The organism is Halomonas sp. ANAO-440, assembly GCF_019915905.1.
GTDB classification, from domain to species: Bacteria; Pseudomonadota; Gammaproteobacteria; order Pseudomonadales; family Halomonadaceae; genus Halomonas; species Halomonas chromatireducens.
Genome location: NZ_JAHXBV010000046.1, coordinates 87734 through 100858, shown reverse-complemented (window position 1 = coordinate 100858; position 13125 = coordinate 87734). Strand labels below are relative to the sequence as shown.

14 protein-coding genes are annotated in these 13125 nt (G+C 65.7%); 6 read left to right on the top strand and 8 right to left on the bottom strand.

Annotated features, from left to right (window positions below; genetic code table 11):
- Positions 1 to 328 precede the first annotated feature (328 nt).
- Positions 329 to 1237, bottom strand: a complete 909-nt coding sequence (locus KZO25_RS19510) for a LysR family transcriptional regulator (RefSeq protein ID WP_223138180.1) — start codon at positions 1235 to 1237, stop codon at positions 329 to 331.
- Positions 1238 to 1323: 86 nt separating this feature from the next.
- Here KZO25_RS19510 and KZO25_RS19505 point away from each other — a divergent pair, with 86 nt between their 5' ends.
- Positions 1324 to 2262, top strand: coding sequence for a DMT family transporter (locus KZO25_RS19505; protein ID WP_223138179.1), 939 nt, complete (start codon positions 1324 to 1326; stop codon positions 2260 to 2262).
- On the opposite strand, the gene trmB is transcribed toward KZO25_RS19505, so the two are convergent.
- From trmB to thiS, 3 genes are all read right to left on the bottom strand, one after another.
- Positions 2189 to 2935 (bottom strand): tRNA (guanosine(46)-N7)-methyltransferase TrmB, encoded by a 747-nt coding sequence (gene trmB / locus KZO25_RS19500; RefSeq protein ID WP_223138178.1) that lies wholly within the window; start codon positions 2933 to 2935, stop codon positions 2189 to 2191. The two genes, KZO25_RS19505 and trmB, sit on opposite strands and share 74 nt — an antisense overlap.
- 27 nt (positions 2936 to 2962) lie before the next feature.
- A complete protein-coding gene (locus KZO25_RS19495; RefSeq protein WP_066451948.1) occupies positions 2963 to 3760 on the bottom strand; it encodes a thiazole synthase in 798 nt (265 codons plus the stop codon).
- 62 nt (positions 3761 to 3822) lie between these two features.
- Positions 3823 to 4023, bottom strand: a complete 201-nt coding sequence (gene thiS, locus KZO25_RS19490) for a sulfur carrier protein ThiS (protein ID WP_066451949.1) — start codon at positions 4021 to 4023, stop codon at positions 3823 to 3825.
- A gap of 95 nt (positions 4024 to 4118) precedes the next feature.
- Here thiS and KZO25_RS19485 point away from each other — a divergent pair, with 95 nt between their 5' ends.
- Positions 4119 to 4496, top strand: a complete 378-nt coding sequence (locus KZO25_RS19485; protein ID WP_223138177.1) for a DUF423 domain-containing protein — start codon at positions 4119 to 4121, stop codon at positions 4494 to 4496.
- Positions 4497 to 4564: 68 nt separating this feature from the next.
- Here KZO25_RS19485 and KZO25_RS19480 read toward each other — a convergent pair whose 3' ends face one another.
- Together KZO25_RS19480 and KZO25_RS19475 are read right to left on the bottom strand one after the other, a co-directional pair.
- A complete protein-coding gene (locus KZO25_RS19480) occupies positions 4565 to 4978 on the bottom strand; it encodes a PaaI family thioesterase (protein ID WP_066451951.1) in 414 nt (137 codons plus the stop codon).
- Between the two features lie 170 nt (positions 4979 to 5148).
- Positions 5149 to 7323: a malate synthase G gene (locus KZO25_RS19475; protein ID WP_223138176.1), complete on the bottom strand. Its 2175-nt coding sequence runs from the start codon at positions 7321 to 7323 to the stop codon at positions 5149 to 5151.
- 300 nt (positions 7324 to 7623) lie between these two features.
- Here KZO25_RS19475 and KZO25_RS19470 point away from each other — a divergent pair, with 300 nt between their 5' ends.
- Entirely contained in the window at positions 7624 to 8601 is a 978-nt protein-coding gene (locus KZO25_RS19470; protein WP_066451953.1) for an alpha/beta hydrolase, read from the top strand.
- Positions 8598 to 9095, top strand: a complete 498-nt coding sequence (locus tag KZO25_RS19465) for a hypothetical protein (protein WP_066451954.1) — start codon at positions 8598 to 8600, stop codon at positions 9093 to 9095. Before KZO25_RS19470 ends, KZO25_RS19465 begins: the two co-directional genes overlap by 4 nt.
- A 30-nt stretch (positions 9096 to 9125) precedes the next feature.
- Here KZO25_RS19465 and KZO25_RS19460 read toward each other — a convergent pair whose 3' ends face one another.
- Both KZO25_RS19460 and KZO25_RS19455 read right to left on the bottom strand, forming a co-directional pair.
- Positions 9126 to 10631 (bottom strand): YifB family Mg chelatase-like AAA ATPase, encoded by a 1506-nt coding sequence (locus tag KZO25_RS19460; protein WP_223138175.1) that lies wholly within the window; start codon positions 10629 to 10631, stop codon positions 9126 to 9128.
- Positions 10632 to 10703: 72 nt separating this feature from the next.
- Entirely contained in the window at positions 10704 to 11057 is a 354-nt protein-coding gene (locus KZO25_RS19455; protein ID WP_223138174.1) for an accessory factor UbiK family protein, read from the bottom strand.
- A 285-nt stretch (positions 11058 to 11342) separates the two neighbouring features.
- On the opposite strand from KZO25_RS19455, the gene KZO25_RS19450 reads away from it, so the two are divergent.
- Positions 11343 to 11681, top strand: a complete 339-nt coding sequence (locus KZO25_RS19450) for a P-II family nitrogen regulator (protein ID WP_066451957.1) — start codon at positions 11343 to 11345, stop codon at positions 11679 to 11681.
- Positions 11682 to 11735: 54 nt separating this feature from the next.
- Complete coding sequence (locus KZO25_RS19445) at positions 11736 to 12986, top strand: ammonium transporter (RefSeq protein ID WP_066451958.1); 1251 nt, start codon at positions 11736 to 11738, stop codon at positions 12984 to 12986.
- Positions 12987 to 13125: the final 139 nt, after the last annotated feature.

Sequence of the window (13125 nt, the reverse complement as noted above, 5' to 3'; positions counted from 1 at the left end):
CATGCACGGTTCGGAGGGCGGGGAGGCTAAGCCTTCCCGACCCCTATCAATGATTCTCTCCGCCGACGCTGCCACACCGCTGTTGGAGCATCTTTAGATCGCGACTGGAGGCGAAAGCCTCCCGGCGGGGTTGCCAACGTTCGCGGCCATCACCGGCGTTTCAGCTTCCGCCAAGGCGCCTGACGGCGCCAGTCGCGATGGGAACCAGCGCTCCAACAGCTGCATTTTCCTGCCATGGGCAGGCAATTTCCTTCTTGTCGGAGGTAGCTTTAGCTCGCGACGGCGGTGTTGCCAGCGCTGGCGGTAACCACCAGCGCTGCCGCTTCTCTCAGGACGCGCCAGCACCGCGCCAGGGCCCGCGATGGGTCAGGCGATCGCGTAGCAGGTGGGCCATCGCTTCTGCCGCCGGCTGGGAGGCGGGGGGGATATGCGGGGCGAAATGGAGCCTCGCCTCACAGCGCTTGAGCGGTGGCATATTCTCCGCGGGGCCCAGCTCGCGCATGGCCCCGGTCAGTCGCTCGCGGTCGAGGACACTGATCGCCAGGCCCATTTCCACCGCCTTTTCGACGGCGTGGATGCTGGTGCTGGTAAAGACCGCATGCCAGGGCCGGCCGATCGCCTCGAGCGCCTCGATGGCCAGGGCCCGATAGGGGCAGTCCACCTCGTGCATGGCCAGGGGAAGGCGTGGCCTGTCGCTCAGGTCGCCGACCCGGGGGCCGGCCCAGACCGGCGAGGTATGCCACAGCACCTCACCGCCCGGCAGCGGGTTGGGGCGGTCCAGCAGCACCGACAGCGTCAGCTGGGAGCGGCTCAGCTGTCGGGCCAGCTCGCCACTGGTGGCGGTCACGATCTCGAGCAGGACATCGGGGTGGTGCGCCATGAACTCCGGCAGCACGCTGCCCAACAGCTCCCGCGCATAGTCTTCCGGCAAGCCCAGGCGCAGCTTGCCCCCCAGGCCGCGCCCAGTGAAGCGCGAGAGCATGCCGTCATGCAGCCGCAAAAGCTCGCGGGACTCCAGCAGCAGGGCCTCGCCTATGGCCGTGGGCTTCACGCCCCGGGAGCCCCGCTCGAGCAGTCGAGACCCCAGCGCCTCCTCGAGACGCTTGATCTGCATGCTGATGGCGCCGACGGTGCGATGGCGCTGCTGTGCCGCGGCGGCCAGCGACCCCAGCTGGGCGGCCGCCTGAAAGCTGCGCAACAGCTCCAGGTCCAGCGCCGCCGACGAGACTTCAGACATATTGAATGCTCACTCGAATAGTTATCGATTCATTGAAATCCATTTCTCCCCCATGCTCAAGGCCGTTCACCCAGGAGGGAGGAGAAATGCGAGCGTCATGGGTTTCACCGCTTATCGCCATGGGCTTCGTGGTGTGCTGGAGTTCCGGATTCGTCGGAGGCAGGCTGGCGACCGAGGCCGATACGCCCGTGCTGTCGCTGTTCGCCTGGCGTTTTCTGCTGGCGAGCCTGCTGGTCGCGCTCTGGTGGCGACTGGTCGGCGGTGTTCGACTGGCCCAGCGCGATGTGGTGCGGGAAATGGCCGTCGGCAGCCTGACCATGGGCGGCTACCTGCTGGGGGTGATACTGGCGCTCGAGCAGGGCGTCAGCACCGGCGTGACCGCCCTGATCACGGCGCTGCAGCCGCTGCTCGCCGCGGCGCTGGCAGGGCCCTGGCTCGGTGAACGCCTGTCGGCCCGGGGCTGGGCAGGCATGGCCATCGCCACGCTGGGTGTATTGCTCTATGTGGTGGATGATATCGAGCATGGCGGCGGCAGTGCGCCGCTGTGGGCCTATGCGCTGCCGCTGGGTTCGGTAGTGGCCGTGACTCTCGGCAGCCTGCTCTCCGTTCGCTGGGCGACCGCCATGCCGCTGGCGGCGACCCTGATGGTACAGCTGTTCGCCGCCACCGGGATATTTACCCTGGCGGCAATGATCGTGGCGGGTGGCGCGCCGGCCCTGCCCACCGATCGGCTCAGCATCTCCGCGATCGGCTGGCTGGTGATGCTTTCCAGCCTGGGAGGGTACGGCTTCTTCGTCGCGAGCCTGCGCCGGCTCGGCGTGACCATGACCTCATCGCTGGTCTATCTTACCCCCGCGGTGACCCTGCTCTGGGCGGCGGCCATGTTCGGCGAGCTGCCGAGTGCCCAGGGCATCGCCGGCATGGCGATCGCCATCGCCGGTGCGGGCCTGGCTATGCACAGCGTCGATACAGCAGGTCCCAGACCCCGTGCCCCAATCGCTCGCCACGAACCTCGAACTTCGTGAGCGGGCGAAACGACGGCCGGGGGACGTAGGGCGCGGTCTCCGGCGAGGCGGTATTGGCATAGCCGGGAGCGGCTTCCATGACCTCGGCCATCCACTCGGCGTAGGCCTGCCAGTCGGTGGCCATGTGCAGCGTGCCGCCCATCTTCAGGCGCGTGCGGATCAGCTCGACGAAGGCGGGCTGAACGATGCGCCGCTTGTGGTGCTTCTTCTTCGGCCAAGGGTCGGGGAAGAAGAGCTGCAGCGTATCCAGGCTGGCTTCCGGCAGACACTGCTCGAGCACCGCCAGCGCATCCTCGCGATAGACGCGGATGTTGCCCAGGCCGCGCTTGTCGGCCTCGTCGAGCAGCTTGCCTACGCCGGGGGCATGCACCTCGATGCCGATGAAGTCGGTATCGGGGTGGCTCTCAGCCTGCTCGATCAGCGAGCCGCCCATGCCGAAGCCGATCTCCACCACCCGGGGCGCCTGGCGTCCGAACAGGGCATCGAGGTCCTGGCGCCCATCCGCCAGGGTCAGTCCCAGGCGAGGCCAGACCTCCTCCAGCCCGCGCGTCTGGGCCTGGGTCATGCGTCCGGCACGCAGCACATAGCTCTTGATGCCGCGGCGGTGCAGGGGGGCATCCGGCCCTTCCGGGCCGGTGCTCGAGGTGACGTTGTCGTGGCGCTGGTCGCTCATGGAATCGATTGGGCTCTGGTAGGAAATTCAGCCGTTGATGCGGCCGGCAAAGGGCGACGAGGGATCGGCGCTCTGGCGGCGCGGCATGCGCCCGGCCAGGAAGGCTTCACGGCCGGCTTCGACAGCTTTTTTCATGGCACTGGCCATCAGCACCGGCTGACGGGCATGGGCGATGGCGGAGTTCATCAGCACGCCGTCGCAGCCCAGCTCCATGGCCATGGCCGCATCCGAGGCGGTGCCGATGCCGGCGTCCACCAGCACCGGCACGCCGGACTGTTCGATGATCAGCCGGACGTTGTGCGGGTTCTGGATACCGTGGCCGGAGCCGATCAATGAGCCCAGCGGCATGATGGCGCAGCAGCCCATCTGCTCGAGCTCCCGGGCCACGATCGGGTCGTCGCTGGTGTAGACCATGACGTCGAAGCCATCCTTGAGCAGCACCTCGGCCGCCTTGAGGGTCTCGACCACGTTGGGATAGAGGGTGTGGTCGTCGCCCAGCACTTCCAGCTTGACCAGCTTGTGGCCATCAAGCAGTTCCCGAGCCAGCTTGCAGGTACGCACGGCATCCTTCGCCGTGTAGCAGCCCGCGGTATTGGGCAGCAGGGTGAAGCGCTCGGGCGGCACCACGTCCAGCAGGTTGGGCTCGCCGGCCTCCTGACCCAGGTTGCTGCGGCGCACGGCGAAGGTGACCACCTCGGCACCGGAAGCGGCAATGGCTTCGGCCGTCTCGTCGAAATCCTTGTACTTGCCGGTACCCACCAGCAGCCGTGACGCGAAGGTGTGGCCGGCAATTCGCAGCGGTTGATCCTGAAAGAAGTCTGTCATCGAGTATGCCTTCGTAGGGTATCTGGAAAAGAACGGCTCATCGGACGCGTTCGTCTATCCACTTATCCACCGCCGATAGCGTGGACGATTTCGACCTGGTCTCCCTGGCTCAGGCGGGTCGTGTCGTGCTCGCTCCGGGGCACGATCTCCTCGTTGAGCTCGACGGCTATCCGTCGTCCTGTCAGGCCCAGGGTATCGATCAGTTGCGCCACCGTGAGATCGGCGGCCAGATCATGGGCCTCACCGTTGAGCTGGATCTGCATGGCGTCCTCTCTGCGTTGACGGGCCAATATTGTAGCCGGTTACGTCCCCTCGGGGTACGGTGAGCAGCGATACCAACCGACAGGGAGTGACATCGATGCAGGACCGATCCTGGTGGGGCATGGCAGCGGTGTCTGGTGCCCTGGTGGTCATGGCAGGCGCCTTCGGCGCTCATGCCCTGGAGGGCCAGTTGGCCCCGCGGCTGGCTGCCGCCTTCGAGACGGGGGTGCGCTATCAGGCCTGGCACACCCTGGCGATGCTGGCCGTGCTGGCCTGGCGCGCTGCGCACCCGCGTCGGGGACAGGGCGTGGTGCTGGGGCTTTGGACAGCGGGAATCGTGCTGTTCTCCGGCTCACTCTATGTCATGGCGCTGACCGGCCTGCGCGGGCTGGGCATGATTACACCCGTCGGCGGCCTGCTGATGATCGGCGGCTGGCTGGCACTGGCGGTGTGTGCCCTGCGCGACCGCGCCTAGGCCGAACCTGACAAGTGCCTAGGCACTGGTCAGCAAAGTCACCGAACGCAGCCAGTCTCGGACAGTGCCTAGTCGCTGTCGGGCAGCACATAGGTTGCCGTCACCAGCGCTACCGGCGCTTCGTCGCCGGCGGAGAACAGCTGCACCTCGCCCACCGCCAGACGACGGCCCAGCTTCATGATGCGGGCATTGGCGATAATATCGCGATCCCCCCGAGGCCGGCGCAGGAAGCGGCAGTGCAGGTCGCTGGTCACGGCCATGGGCTCCGGGCCGATCTGGGCAAGGATGGCCACGTAGAGGCAGACGTCGGCCAGTCCCATCAGGGTCGGACCCGATACGCTGGCCCCGGGCCGCAGGTGCTCATCCTCGATGGCCAGGCTCATGGTGGCCCGCATCGGGCCGACGCCCTCGATGGTCCCCGCGCGCTGGGGAAATATCTCGTCGAGAAAGTCTTCGATGGCGGCGGCGGTCATCACGGTCATGGCATGGCTCCCTGGGGAAAGAGGTAATCGTGGGACGATCGGACCACGATAAACGAGGCGACCCGCCCCGCCCAGTCGTCGAACGTCGCCAGCATCAACGAAAACGCCCCCGCGGCTGGGTCGCGGGGGCGTGACGCCTGGCGTGCGGCCCATCGGGGGCCAACGCAGACCTACTTCGACTTGTGTACGGCGCGCCAGTGGTGCAGCAGCGGCTCGGTGTAGCCGGAGGGCTGCTCGCGACCCTTGAAGATCAGGTCGGAGGCGGCCTGGAAGGCCGTGGAGCCCTTGAAGTCGGCGCTCATCGGCGTGTAGGTGGGGTCCCCGGCGTTCTGCTCGTCGACCACCTTGGCCATGCGCTCCAGGGTTTCCTGGACCCGGGCACTATCCACCACGCCATGGTGCAGCCAGTTGGCGATATGCTGGCTGGAGATGCGCAGGGTGGCGCGGTCTTCCATCAGGCCGACATTGTGGATATCCGGCACCTTGGAACAGCCCACCCCGTGTTCGACCCAGCGCACCACGTAGCCGAGGATGCCCTGGCAGTTGTTGTCGAGCTCCTGCTGGATCTCGTCGCTGGACCAGTTCGCCTCGGCGGCCACCGGCACCGAGAGCAGGTCATCGAGCAGGTCCGGTTCGCCCTGGGCTTCCAGCTCACGCTGTATGCCGGTCACATCGACCTGATGATAGTGCAGCGCATGCAGTGTGGCGGCGGTGGGCGACGGTACCCAGGCGGTGTTGGCCCCGGCCTTGGGGTGGCCGACCTTCTGTTCGAGCATCGCCGCCATCAGGTCCGGCATGGCCCACATGCCCTTGCCGATCTGGGCGCGGCCGCGCAGGCCGCAGGCCAGGCCGACCTGAACGTTGTTCTTCTCGTAGGCGGCGATCCAGGCGGCGTTCTTCATGTCGCCCTTGCGGATCATCGGACCCGCTTCCATGGCGGTGTGCATCTCGTCGCCGGTGCGGTCGAGGAAGCCGGTATTGATGAACACCACCCGGGAAGTGGCCTCGGCGATACACGCCTTCAGGTTGACCGTGGTGCGACGCTCCTCGTCCATGATGCCCATCTTGAGGGTATCGCGGGCCATGCCCAGCAGGTCTTCCACGCGGCCGAACAGCTCGCTGGAGAACGCCACTTCCTTCGGGCCATGCATCTTGGGCTTGACGATGTAGACGGAGCCGGCGCGCGAGTTACGTGGCGCATCGCTTCCCTTGTTGAGATCGTGGAGCGCCAGCAGGCCGGTGACGATGGCATCGAGGATGCCCTCCGGCAGCTCATTGCCGTCGGCATCGAGCACCGCCGGCGTGGTCATCAGGTGGCCGACGTTGCGCACGAACATCAGTGAGCGGCCCGGCAGGGTCAGCTGGCCGCCATCGGGGGTGGTGTAGTCCCGGTCGCCATGCAGGCGGCGGGTGATGGTCTTGTCACCCTTGGCGACCTGCTCTTCCAGGTCGCCCCGCATCAGGCCCAGCCAGTTGCGATAGACACCCACCTTGTCCTCGGCATCCACCGCCGCCACGGAGTCCTCGCAGTCCATGATGGCGGTCAGTGCCGCCTCCACCACGAGATCCTTGACGCCGGCCGGGTCGGTCTTGCCGATCGGGTGAGTCGGATCGATCTGGATCTCCAGGTGCAGGCCATGATTGGCGAGCAGCACCGAATCGGGGCTTGCCGCCTCGCCGGTGTAGCCCACCAGCTTGCCGGCATCCTTGAGGCCGGTCTCGCGGCCGCCTTCAAGGGTCACCACCAGGTGGCCGTCACGCAGGACATACTTCACGGCTTCGCGGTGCGATCCGGTGGCAAGCGGGGCGGCGCGGTCCAGCACACCACGGGCATAGGCGATGACCTTCTCACCGCGCTTGGGGTTGAAGCTCGAGCCTTTCTCGGCACCATCCTCTTCGGAGATGGCATCGGTACCGTACAGCGCATCGTAGAGGCTACCCCAGCGTGCGTTGGCCGCATTCAGCGCATAGCGGGCATTGCTCACCGGCACCACCAGCTGCGGGCCGGCCTGAATGGCGACTTCGCTATCGACGTTACCGGTGGTGACCTTGACTTGCGCAGGAGCATCCGCCAGGTAGCCGATCTCCTTCAGAAAGCCGCGGTAGGCAGCCATATCACTCACCGGGCCGGGGTTTTCCCGGTGCCAGGTGTCGAGCCGCTGCTGCAGACTCTCGCGCTCTGCGAGCAAATCCCGATTCTTTGCTGTCAGATCATGAAAGATGGCGTCGACGCCCGCCCAGAAAGTTTCTGCATCGATGCCGGTGCCCGGCAGGGCCTGCTCGGTAATGAAGGCGTCCAGCTCGGCGGCCACCTGAAGACGGTGGCGAGTGATGCGTTCTGACATGGGAATCTCCTCGTGATGGCGACGGACGAGACACAATCCGCAGCCGCAATCCGTGGGGGTGAAACCACTCTATGGCGCCAATTTTGTGGAAAATCGTTCCATATGTAAACCCAAGTGAAAGGTCAGGCGCACTAGACATAGGGTTAAGGGGAAGAGTTTTGACCATTTGGTCAAGCCACTTTGCCCCATGCCTATCGCTAGGCTAGACGACTCCTGTGTAAACTGCGGCTTCAGCGCCATTCGACTGCCAGCAGCCATGAACGACTCGCAAGACAACCGGCTTACCTGTCGGAGGACATGATGACCGACTTCACCCCACTGCAGGCCCTGGGGCCCATCGCCCCCTTCGGCTCGGATGCCGGAGAGCCGCTGGCCGACTACCTCGACTATTATGGGCTGTCACCCTTGCTGACCGAGCACGTGGGTCTCTATGTCGGGTATCTGGAGACGGAGCGCTATCAGCTCTGGACCCAGGTCTGGAGCCCTCGCCAGGCGATAGGCACCGCCTTCGTGGTTCACGGTTACTTCGATCATCTGGGCCTGTATCGCCACCTGCTGGAGCGCCTGCTGGAGCGCGGCTGGCGCGTGGTGCTCTGGGACCTGCCGGGCCACGGCCTCTCCAGTGGGCGACGCGCCTGCATCGACGATTTCGACCACTATGGGGAGTGCCTGCGCGCCCTGCAGGATCAATTGAGCGACCGTGGCCTTGCACCAAAACCGTGGCTTGGGGTGGGCCAGAGCACCGGCGCGGCAATCCTCGCCACCGATGCCCTCAGCCGACCCGATGATGGGCACTGGTCCGGCTTGGTTCTGCTGGCGCCACTGGTACGCCCTTCGGGCTGGTCCCAGTCGAGCTGGCTGCATCTGCTGGTCGGCCCCTTCGTGCGCACACTGCCCCGGCGGTTCCGGGAAAACTCCACCGATAGCGAGTTCGCCGCCTTCCTGCGTGAGCAGGACCCACTGCAGCCCGAGCACCTGTCGATGATCTGGGTCAGCGCCATGCGTCGCTGGATGCCGCAGATGCTGGCGCTTCCCCCCAGCCAGCTACCAACCCTGATCCTGCAGGGAGAGCAGGACCTGACCGTGGATTGGGAGTGGAATCTTTCGGTGCTGGAGCGCAAGTTTCCCAATGCGCAAATTCATCGCCACCCGGAAGCGCGTCATCATCTGGTCAATGAAGCGGAGGCCATCCGCCATACGCTGTTCGCGGCCCTGGACGACTTCATCGTCGATCTCGAGCTTCCCTCCCAGATTGCCGACGAGCCTTTGCCCCGATGACGAAATTCAGTCCGATACTGAAATACACCACGCTGCTAGTGACGGCCCTGTTACTGGCGGGCTGCGCCACCCAGCCTCCCGAGCCCGACCCGATTCGCCGAGCCCTGCAGAACCTGAGCGACCGTGCCGCCGTTCGCCTGATGAACGTGGCCGAAATACAGCCCCCCCAGGAGCAGGTGCTGCTGCTCGATACGCCTTCGGTGGATACCAGTCTGAGCATCGCCTCCGAACGCTTTCTGGAAAATCTCACCCGGGCCATGCTGCGGATTTCGGATGGCCCGCAGGTGCTGGACTGGCGCCCCGCCATGGCCGGCGATAGCGGCGATCATCAGTGGCGCCTGGAGAGCCGGCTGGAAGCCACTGCGCCGCGCCTGCAGCTCTCCGACCGCGAACTGCTGCCCTACCGTCTTACCCTGTCGCTCTATCGCCCCGATGCCGACAGCGCGCTGTGGGAGACCGAGATCGAGGGCGCCTTCGATGCCACGGCGCTATAGGCCTCAGCGCAGTAGCGTGTAAACAGCCTCTTAGCCCTGGCGCTGACGATCCAGTTGCCGATAACCGATCGCCTCCATCAGCTCGCCGCGCTCCGGCTGCGGTTTGCCGGTAAGGTCGGCCAGGGTCAGCGCCACCCGCAGCACTCGATGATAGGCCCGAGCGGAGAGCCGCAGCCGCTCGAGCACCCCGGCCAGCCAGGCACGATCCGCCGTCGACAGGGCGCAGGCCGCCTCCAGCTCCCGGCTCCCCAGATAGGCATTGAGCGCCCCCCGGGCATACTGGCGCTCGCGGGCCGCCATGACTCGCTCACGCACCTCCGCCGAGCTTTCCCCCGTCTCGCGGGAGGTCAGCTGTTCCGGCGGCAGCGCCGGCACCTCCACCTGCAGGTCGATTCGATCCAGCAGCGGCCCCGAGAGTCGCGACTGGTAGCGCTGGATCTGAGCGGCGGTACACTGGCAGGCCTGGCGGGGGTCCCCCAGGTGGCCGCAGGGGCAAGGGTTCATGGCGGCGACAAGCTGAAATCTAGCGGGAAAGCGTCTTTCGTGGTTGGCCCGGGCGATATGGATCTGTCCAGACTCCATGGGCTCGCGCATCACCTCGAGGACATGGCGGCTGAACTCGGGCAGCTCATCGAGAAACAACACCCCCTGGTGGGCCAGGGATATTTCACCGGGACGCGGCCAGGAGCCGCCGCCCACCAGGGCCACGGCGCTGGCGGTATGGTGGGGCGCACGAAAGGGGCGACGCCCCCACTGCTCCGACAGCGGCAGGCCACAGACCGACCGGACGGCGGCCACTTCCAGGGCCTCCTCCTCGGTCAATGGCGGCAGGATGCCCGGCAGGCGGCTCGCCAACATGGTCTTGCCGGTGCCTGGCGGGCCCGAGAAAAGCAGGTTGTGGCCTCCCGCGGCGGCGATCTCCAGCGCCCGGCGCGCCTGGTGCTGGCCCCTCACCTCGGCTAGATCCCCCTCGATGACCGATGACCCCGGCGGCGCTTCCAATTGGTGCGCCACAATGGGTGTCTGTCCCAGCAGGTGGGCGACCACCTCCAGCAGGTGGTCGGCGGGGAGCACCTGAAGGTCCCCGGCCAGGGCGGCCTCATCGGCACACTCCCGCGGCACGATCAGCTTCCGCCCCGCCCTGCGCGCAGCCAGGGCCAGCGGCAGCACGCCGCTGATCGGGCGCAGCCGACCGTCCAGCGCCAGTTCACCGACACTTTCGATGCCATCGAGGGCATCGCCGGGCAGTTGGCCGGAGGCCATCAGGATGCCCAGAGCGATGGGCAGGTCGAAGCGCCCGCCGACCTTGGGCAGGTCGGCGGGCGCCAGGTTGAGCACGATACGACGAGTATTGGGGAAGTCGAAGCCGGCGTTGGTGAGGGCGCTGCGCACCCGTTCGCGACTCTCCTTGACCGCAGTCTCCGGCAGGCCGACCAGGGTCATGCCCGGCAGGCCGTTGGCCAGATGTACCTCGACGAGAACCTCGGGGGCCTCCAGCCCCAGTCCGGCCCGGGTGGCAACGATTGCCAGCATCATGCGGTCCCTCGCAGTCAGTGTGCTTGATCGCTATAGATTAGCACTGCTGCATAAAGACCGCCGAGCGGCCCGTCAACGCCCCGCTTCGCCGCCGCCAGCGTCTTCCTCGGGATGGCCGTCGTCGACTTTCGGTGCCTTGCCGGCTGCTGTTGCCTCGCCTGATGAGGTCACCTCGTCTTGGCGAGATGCCAGCGCCGCCTCGAGTGCGCTTACCTGTTGCTCCAGCGCTTCCACGCGAATGCGGGTGCGCTGCATGACGTCCATGAGGATGTCGAAGTCCTCTCGGGACACCAGATCCAGGCGATCGAAGGCACCGCGCACGACCTGCTGCACCCCCTTGTGGATCTCCTCCGGTGCCTGTGAGGCACCCTGCAGTCGCTCGCCCAGCTGCTGGGCCAGCCGGCTGATGGGATCTTGACTCGCCATGGTTCTCTCTCCAACGCATTGAGTTTGTCTACAGGATACGCAACGGCCTTGACTCGCGCATTCTCCTTTGCCGCCCCATTGCGAAGCACCTGCACCATTGCCGGGCATCATTGTGGTGCAGGGCGCTTCGCATAGGCCGTCAGCGGCGAGGAATGCAACGGGAAAACATATTGTAACAATATGAAATTAATCAACTTTATAACAAACCGGCACGCATATCGCTTGGCAAGCGTAACTCATCCGACGGCAGAGCGCCGTCGTGCCATCCAAGCCGGGAGATTCGAGATGAAGCTCATTACCGCCATCATCAAGCCATTCAAACTGGACGACGTCCGCGAGGCGCTGGCCGACAACGGCGTCCAGGGCATCACCGTGACCGAAGTGAAGGGGTTTGGTCGCCAGAAGGGGCATACCGAGCTCTACCGCGGTGCCGAGTACGTGGTCGACTTCCTGCCCAAGGTAAAGGTCGAGGTCGCCGTGGATGATGCGCGCCTGGAAGGCGTACTGGAGGCCATCTGCAACGCTGCCAACAGCGGCAAGATCGGCGACGGCAAGGTCTTTGTCACGCCGCTGGAGGATGTCATCCGCATCCGTACCGGCGAACGTGGCGCCGACGCCGTCTGATAACGACACCGCTTGCAATGACAAGCTGTTTTCAAGGGCTCTGGAGAGATTCCAATGACTGAACTGGCAGAGTTGAGTTACGCGCTCGACACCTTCTACTTCCTGATCTGTGGCGTGCTCGTGATGTGGATGGCTGCGGGCTTCTCGATGCTCGAGGCCGGCCTGGTGCGCTCCAAGAACACCGCCGAGATCCTGACCAAGAACATCGCGCTGTTCGCCATCGCCTGCACCATGTACCTGCTGGTGGGCTATAGCATCATGTACTCGGGGAATGAAGGCGGCATCCTGCCCAACCTCGGCTTCCTGATCGGCGGCGAGAACAGCGTGGCGGCCGTCACCGCCGGTGGCGACGATGCACCCTACTATTCGATGCGCGCCGACTTCTTCTTCCAGGTGGTGTTCGTGGCAACCGCCATGTCCATCGTCTCCGGCGCCGTCGCCGAACGCATGAAGCTGTGGGCCTTCCTCGCCTTCGCCGTGGTGATGACCGGCGTCATCTACCCGGTATCGGGCTACTGGACCTGGGGCGAAGGCTGGCTGGACGCCATGGGCTTCTCCGACTTCGCCGGCTCCGGCATCGTGCATCTGGCCGGTGCCGCCGCAGCCCTGGCCGGGGTGCTGGTTCTCGGTCCTCGCAAGGGCAAGTACGGCAAGGACGGCAGCATCCACGCCATCCCCGGTGCCAACCTTCCGCTGGCCACACTGGGTACCTTCATCCTGTGGATGGGCTGGTTCGGCTTCAACGGCGGCTCGGAGCTGAAGCTCTCGGACGTGGTCTCTGCCAACAACGTGGCCCAGGTTCTGGTCAACACCAATGCCGCCGCTGCCGGTGGGGTGATCACTGCCCTGATCCTCGCCAAGGTGTGGTTCCGCAAGGCCGACCTGACCATGGCCCTCAACGGCGCGCTGGCCGGCCTGGTGGCCATCACTGCCGAGCCACTGGAGCCGACGGCGCTGGGCGCCACCCTGATCGGTGCCGTGGGCGGCGCCATCGTCGTGGCCGCCATCGTCGGCCTCGACAAGCTGAAGATCGATGACCCTGTCGGTGCCATCTCGGTTCACGGTGTCGTCGGAATCTGGGGCCTGCTGGCCGTACCGCTCACCAACGGCGACGCGAGCTTCGGCCCGCAGATCATCGGCGGCCTGTCCATCTTCCTCTGGGTCTTCCTTGCCAGCCTGGCTGTCTGGCTGATACTCAAGGCCGTCATGGGCATTCGGGTCAGCGAGGAAGAAGAGTACGAGGGCGTCGACATTGCCGAGTGCGGCATGGAGGCCTACCCCGAGTTCAGCGTCGCCAACAAGTAACGACGCAGACCCCGTGAGCTGGCGTGCTCCACCTGGCCCCCTTCCGAGGGGGCTTTTTTATTCCCGCTCGTCGCGGTGTATGCTTGAACCCAACGAAACCCCACACTGCGAGGGGCTGCACCCAGCGAGCCCTCCCTGA

Bases quoted from the DNA above. Each gene is read 5' to 3' on its own strand.
- KZO25_RS19480 (WP_066451951.1), bottom strand. From the start codon at position 4,978: ATGACCGTGATGACCGCCGCCGCCATCGAAGACTTTCTCGACGAGATA.
- KZO25_RS19495 (WP_066451948.1), bottom strand. From the start codon at position 3,760: ATGACAGACTTCTTTCAGGATCAACCGCTGCGAATTGCCGGCCACACC.
- trmB (WP_223138178.1), bottom strand. From the start codon at position 2,935: ATGAGCGACCAGCGCCACGACAACGTCACCTCGAGCACCGGCCCGGAA.
- KZO25_RS19450 (WP_066451957.1), top strand. From the start codon at position 11,343: ATGAAGCTCATTACCGCCATCATCAAGCCATTCAAACTGGACGACGTC.
- KZO25_RS19510 (WP_223138180.1), bottom strand. From the start codon at position 1,237: ATGTCTGAAGTCTCGTCGGCGGCGCTGGACCTGGAGCTGTTGCGCAGC.
- KZO25_RS19445 (WP_066451958.1), top strand. From the start codon at position 11,736: ATGACTGAACTGGCAGAGTTGAGTTACGCGCTCGACACCTTCTACTTC.
- KZO25_RS19470 (WP_066451953.1), top strand. From the start codon at position 7,624: ATGACCGACTTCACCCCACTGCAGGCCCTGGGGCCCATCGCCCCCTTC.
- KZO25_RS19475 (WP_223138176.1), bottom strand. From the start codon at position 7,323: ATGTCAGAACGCATCACTCGCCACCGTCTTCAGGTGGCCGCCGAGCTG.
- KZO25_RS19455 (WP_223138174.1), bottom strand. From the start codon at position 11,057: ATGGCGAGTCAAGATCCCATCAGCCGGCTGGCCCAGCAGCTGGGCGAG.
- KZO25_RS19485 (WP_223138177.1), top strand. From the start codon at position 4,119: ATGCAGGACCGATCCTGGTGGGGCATGGCAGCGGTGTCTGGTGCCCTG.
- thiS (WP_066451949.1), bottom strand. From the start codon at position 4,023: ATGCAGATCCAGCTCAACGGTGAGGCCCATGATCTGGCCGCCGATCTC.
- KZO25_RS19465 (WP_066451954.1), top strand. From the start codon at position 8,598: ATGACGAAATTCAGTCCGATACTGAAATACACCACGCTGCTAGTGACG.
- KZO25_RS19505 (WP_223138179.1), top strand. From the start codon at position 1,324: ATGCGAGCGTCATGGGTTTCACCGCTTATCGCCATGGGCTTCGTGGTG.
- KZO25_RS19460 (WP_223138175.1), bottom strand. From the start codon at position 10,631: ATGATGCTGGCAATCGTTGCCACCCGGGCCGGACTGGGGCTGGAGGCC.